The sequence below is a fragment of the Gordonia alkaliphila genome, assembly GCF_039542465.1.
GTDB classification, from domain to species: domain Bacteria; phylum Actinomycetota; class Actinomycetes; order Mycobacteriales; family Mycobacteriaceae; genus Gordonia; species Gordonia alkaliphila.
This window is the reverse complement of record NZ_BAABIE010000033.1, coordinates 1-4944: the sequence shown is the minus strand read 5'-3', so window position 1 is coordinate 4944 and position 4944 is coordinate 1. Positions and strand designations below refer to the sequence as shown.

3 protein-coding genes, 3 pseudogenes and 1 other annotated feature are annotated in these 4944 nt (G+C 61.8%); of the genes and pseudogenes, 4 read left to right on the top strand and 2 right to left on the bottom strand.

The window, feature by feature from the left end:
• Window positions 1–90: 90 nt before the first annotated feature.
• Window positions 91–1284, bottom strand: coding sequence for a type IIL restriction-modification enzyme MmeI (locus ABD989_RS17520; RefSeq protein WP_345314486.1), 1194 nt, complete (start codon window positions 1282–1284; stop codon window positions 91–93).
• Between the two features lie 44 nt (window positions 1285–1328).
• Here ABD989_RS17520 and ABD989_RS17515 point away from each other — a divergent pair.
• The 4 genes and pseudogenes from ABD989_RS17515 to ABD989_RS17500 all read left to right on the top strand — a co-directional run bounded on the left by ABD989_RS17515 (window position 1329) and on the right by ABD989_RS17500 (window position 4847).
• A pseudogene (locus tag ABD989_RS17515) lies at window positions 1329–2316 on the top strand (IS3 family transposase).
• Window positions 1610–1738, top strand: a sequence feature (AL1L pseudoknot). It overlaps the preceding pseudogene by 129 nt.
• A 34-nt stretch (window positions 2317–2350) precedes the next feature.
• Window positions 2351–2686, top strand: a pseudogene (locus ABD989_RS17510) (transposase); the annotation flags it as partial.
• 128 nt (window positions 2687–2814) lie between these two features.
• The gene (locus ABD989_RS17505) at window positions 2815–4086 is read left to right on the top strand and encodes a recombinase family protein (RefSeq protein WP_345314485.1); all 1272 of its coding nucleotides are present in this window, start codon (window positions 2815–2817) and stop codon (window positions 4084–4086) included.
• A gap of 107 nt (window positions 4087–4193) precedes the next feature.
• Window positions 4194–4847 carry a hypothetical protein gene (locus ABD989_RS17500; protein WP_345314484.1) on the top strand — a complete coding sequence of 218 codons (654 nt, stop codon included), beginning with the start codon at window positions 4194–4196 and terminating at the stop codon, window positions 4845–4847.
• Here the strand turns inward: ABD989_RS17500 and ABD989_RS17765 are convergent.
• A pseudogene (locus tag ABD989_RS17765) lies at window positions 4819–4944 on the bottom strand (IS30 family transposase); the annotation flags it as partial. The gene ABD989_RS17500 and the pseudogene ABD989_RS17765 sit on opposite strands and share 29 nt — an antisense overlap.

The window sequence follows — 4944 nt, the reverse complement described above, 5'->3', positions numbered from 1 at the left end:
ACGCGCCGCATGTGGCTTCCGGAACCTCGAGAACTCACGACGCCGGATACGATTCCACTGCACCCGCAAACAGCGGGCAGGCATCCAGATTCACTGCTGAGGTGCCCGCTCAACTTCGAAGAGCCCCCATCGCCGTTCCTGTCGGTACGAGTGGAAGCCGTGCTGGAAGTTCAAGTCCGTCCAGCCGAACGCCGCCATGACTGCTTCATCTACCTCAACATGCACCTGGCGCAATCGATCGATATCGGCGTCGCCAGAGACATCAGGGGAATTGACCAGGTTGTAGATATTCGTCAGACCAAGGTCGCGGCTAACCATGATTTCACGCCGTTCTTCATCGAGTGCGCGGCCAATTTCCGCTAGGCGGGCTGTGGCTACCGGGCGCGGGAACGTCTCGAATACATCCGACGGCGTGTACCGAATTCTAGTTTCCAGAGTTGACCCGTAGGTGATCGCCCAGAGTTGGTGGAGGCTTGATGACAACACCGCCTGGTCACCGTAGTTCATCGTTGCGAACACATCGAGCGCATTGCTGAACACCTGTCCAGTAGAAACCCGAACCGGCATAACAGATTTGCTGGTACACGCGATGACCAGCACTTCAGACAACCCAGCGATCGCCTTTCGCATTGCCGCCCGCGGCCTTTCATAAAGCCAGAATTTCTCACGGAGCTGTGCGCCAAGATTCTTGCGCTCGTAGCTCACGACCTCGTCCACTCTGTCGAACGGCAGTCGAAATCTAGCAGCACTGGTCCCGTCGTGGCCTGTGAAGTCGATAACCCAGCGCGAAGCCGACGAGTCTGGGCGGGAGTTGAGATCCTCCCCGTTCAAGTATGGAAACAAGACTTGCTTGTTGGCCGGGTCCGAAAGTTGCCATTCGCTCGCTTCGCCGGGATCGATGATGAAGCCTGTTCCTCGGAGCTTGCAGCCTTCGAAGGCGATTCCCTTGTTCTCCTGCAGCTGCTGTGGAAGTCCTTCGACCCGCCCGGCTGCTTCAAGCAGCGTGGAGATGCGGTGAACTATCTCACCGTTGGCAATACGCGGGGCCTCGTCGCCGACGCTTCCTAGTGTGCCCCACACTGCCGCAAACTCCAGGTTGGCACTTGCTGACGGCCATGACTGTGACTGAATTGCCCGCGTGATGGTGAAACCCTGTCCAATCATCGCGTCGAGGCCGACCTCGCGACTTTCGCCTTGGGCAACACTATTTGTGGCGATAAGCCCCAAGGTCCCCTCTGCCTGCAAGAGCGACGTCCCGAGTAGTGCCCCATAGTGAAGTGTCATGGGTTTGATGGAGAGTGAGTTACCCGGAAGGAACAATCACTCTCATGCCTCGTCCATCGAAGTACCCGCAAGAGCTTCGTGACCGTGCCACGCGTATGGCCATCGACGCCCGGAAGGACCCCGAGACCCGTGTCGGCGCGATCCGGCGGATCGCTGAGCAACTCGACGTGCACCCCGAAGCTCTGCGGACCTGGGTCAATCGTGTGGAGTCTGGCCAGGCCGAGACTCCGGGCGTGGCCACGGTCTCCGATATCGAGCGGGTCCGCCAGTTGGAGAAGGAGAACCGCGAGCTGCGGCGCGCGAACGACATCCTGAAAGCGGCATCGGCTTTCTTCGCGGCGGAGCTCGACCGCCCACATCGGTGATCGTCGCGTTCATCGACGACCACAAGGATCGATGTGGAATCGAGCCGATCTGCACTGTGCTGACCGAGCACGGCTGCAAGATCGCCCCGCTGATCTGGTCGAGCGTGATTTCACCGCGCAGGCCCCGAACCAGTTGTGGGTCGCCGACATCACCTACGTCCGTACCACCGCGGGCTGGGTGTACGTCGCATTCATCCTGGACGTGTACTCCCGGATGATCGTCGGCTGGCAGTCCTCGACCCGCATGTTCGCCGACCTGGCTCTGGACGCGCTCGCGATGGCGATCTGGCAGCGCCGCCGCCACGGGCAAGACCTTGCCGGTCTGATCCACCACTCCGACCGAGGCGTGCAGTACCGGGCGATCCGCTACACCGAGGAACTCAACCGCGCCCTCGCAGTCACCTCGGTCGGCTCACGCGGGGACTCCTACGACAACGCCATGGCCGAAGCCCTGAACTCGCTGTACAAACACGAACTGATCTACCGGCAGACGTGGACTGACGCCGCCGCGGTGGAGTACGCCACCGCCGAATGGGTCGCCTGGTACAACCATCAGCGCCTCCACGGCGCTCTCAGTCACGTCCCGCCCGCCGAATACGAAGCCGCCTACTGGACCGTCGCGAACACCGGCGAACCCATCCCTCAACCCGCCCTACAGAACAACTGATCGGTCTCCATCAAACCCGTGACTTGACAACCGGCTACCCGACGTCGCCGAACACCTCGGCGACGCCCGTGAAGACCTGCTGGCGTTCACCGCGTTTCCGGACGATGTGTGGCGCCAGATCTGGTCCAACAACCCCACCGAACGGCTCAACCGCGAGATCCGGCACCGCACCGACGTCGTCGGCATCTTCCCCAACCGCGACGCCATCGTCCGGCTCATCGGAGCAGTGCTCGCCGAGCAGACAGATGAATGGGCCGAAGGCCGCCGCTACCTCGGCCTCGAGGTACTCAGCCGTTGCCGACTGACCGTCACCGACACCGACCACACGCCGGAGGTGAACACCGACCCACTGATCCAACTACCCGCCTGACCACCAACGAAGGACCACAATCGGTTACACCACTACCCGGGACTTGACCCCGTCCCGCCCCGGCAGCGGAAGGGCACCTGCTTGCCAGTTGGCTGAAGCCCGTGAATACACGACAAGAGCGGCGCTGCGTGCTCTACGCACGGCTCAGCGTAACCAAGGAAGAGTCTGTCTCTATCGCCCGCCAGCTTCAGTCCTGTCGCCGGTACGCCGAGGCGCGTGGCTGGACGGTGGTGGGCGAGTTCATCGACAACGGTGTCTCAGCCACCGCCAACCGTCCCGAGGACCGCGCTGGCTGGGCCGCGCTCCTCGCAGCTACTGACTTCGATGCGGTCATCATCTGGAAAGTCGACCGGCTCGCTCGACGAGTGCTCGATTTCCTCCACGCCGACGAAGCGCTGCAGGAGCGCGGTGCCGGCCTCGTCGCTGTCGAAGATCCGATCGATATGACTAGTCCGCAGGGCCGCGCCTTCGCAGTCATGCTCGCAGTGTTTGGCGAGATGGAAGCCGAGGCCATCCGCGCACGCGTACGGGCAGCGCGGATCCAGCTCCTGAAAGACGGCCGCTGGGCGGGAGGCGGAACCCCGTACGGATACCTGCCGACCGCGAATCCCACCGGTCCAGGATGGGTCCTCGTCAAGGATCCCGACCGGCATCCATGGCTCGCCGAAGCCGTCAGCAGGGCTCTTAACGGGACCACAGTCAATGCAATCACGACCTGGCTGACAACGGAAGGTGCTCCCCTACCGAAAGGATCCGTTGCACGACGCAAGTCCGGTGCGACGACGTGGAACCGGCAGACAGTGAACGGTATCCTTCGCAATCCGGTCCTCGCTGGAATGACTCCGCACAACCCTGGCCGCGCGAAGAGCGGCAAACGTGTCGACCCATTCGCTGTCTTTAGAGATGAGAATAGTGAGCCTGTCGTTAATGACGACTTGGCGATCATAAGCATCAAGGAATTCGCAGTCCTTCAGAAGTTGCTCGATGCACGGAACACACCGCAGTCCCGGAAGCGAAGCGAGCGGAAGCCGACGAGCCCGTTCCTGTCGCGTGTCGCCCGCTGCAACGATTGCGACGTGTTCCTGTGCAGGGGAACCAATCAGCAGCGCCCTACCCTCTACTGCCCCTCGTGCCGACAGACCCTGAGCCGATCTGCTTTTGACCCTTACCTGATTCACCGTCTCCTCACCGAACGGGGGACAGAGCCACTAGGAACCTCAACCGTCGAAGCCCACTGGATAGCCGCTGGTAGCAGCGACACGGCCCGGCGTGAAATTCTACTCACGCAGTTGCACAGCCTGCGTATACGCAGAGGCATCGTCGGCCGCTACTTCGATGCGAACCGAGTTCTGTTGGAGTGGCGTCAACCCGAGACGCCCGCCGCAGGGGCTCAGCTGTGAACCTTCACATGAACCTGCAGCACCGCAACCGGCCCCCGAGTTGCGCAACCTTGAGTTCAAGCATGTCTAACGGGTTCTGTCGGATGTATACGGCAGACTTGCTATCTGTGACCGAGGCAACCACTGAGGCGACTGGACCGCAGGCGTCGTACGAGCTGAATTTCGATTTGGATGGATCGTCCCACGCCGTCCGGGAGAACCTAGGCGACATACTTCAGCGCGAACTCCTCGGCCCGATTCACGGTCCGGATGAGACTCTGCCGTTCAGCCCGCGTTCGCAGTACCTTGTCGGCCACATTGCACCGGTCAAGCTTGTAGGGGGTGCGACAAGCCCAACAGCCGTATCGGCGCCAGACATCGCAGGTCAGGACGATCTTGCGGAAGTCCGGGCCGATGAAGACGGGATGGCCGAGGGCCGAGGCGTTCCAGCGTTCGCCGCCGACGACAGTGAGGCCGACGCAGAGGACGACGACGTCGAGGACCGCGCTCCTAAGCAGGGACTAATGATCCCTGCCTCAATGGGGCTGCGGTTCCAGGTGCCGGCCGACCTCGAGGAGTTCCGCGTCGTCGCCTCCTGGGGAATCTATGAGACGGTCCAGACTGACAAGGTCAATAAGGCTGGCCGTCCCGTGCGTGAGTACCAGCGCACTCCGGTCGAAGAATTCCGCAGCGTGCGCCTCGCTGACCTAACTCCGGGTCAGACCACGACCATCGGGTTGAAAGAGAGAGCCGTCAAATCGTGGAAGCAACGTTGTCTTTGAGTAGGCGTTCGAAGGCTTCCCTCGGGGTGTAGAAGCCCAGGCATTGGCGTGGCCGCTCATTGAGCTCGCGGGCGATCGCTTCCAGGTAGAGCTGGTC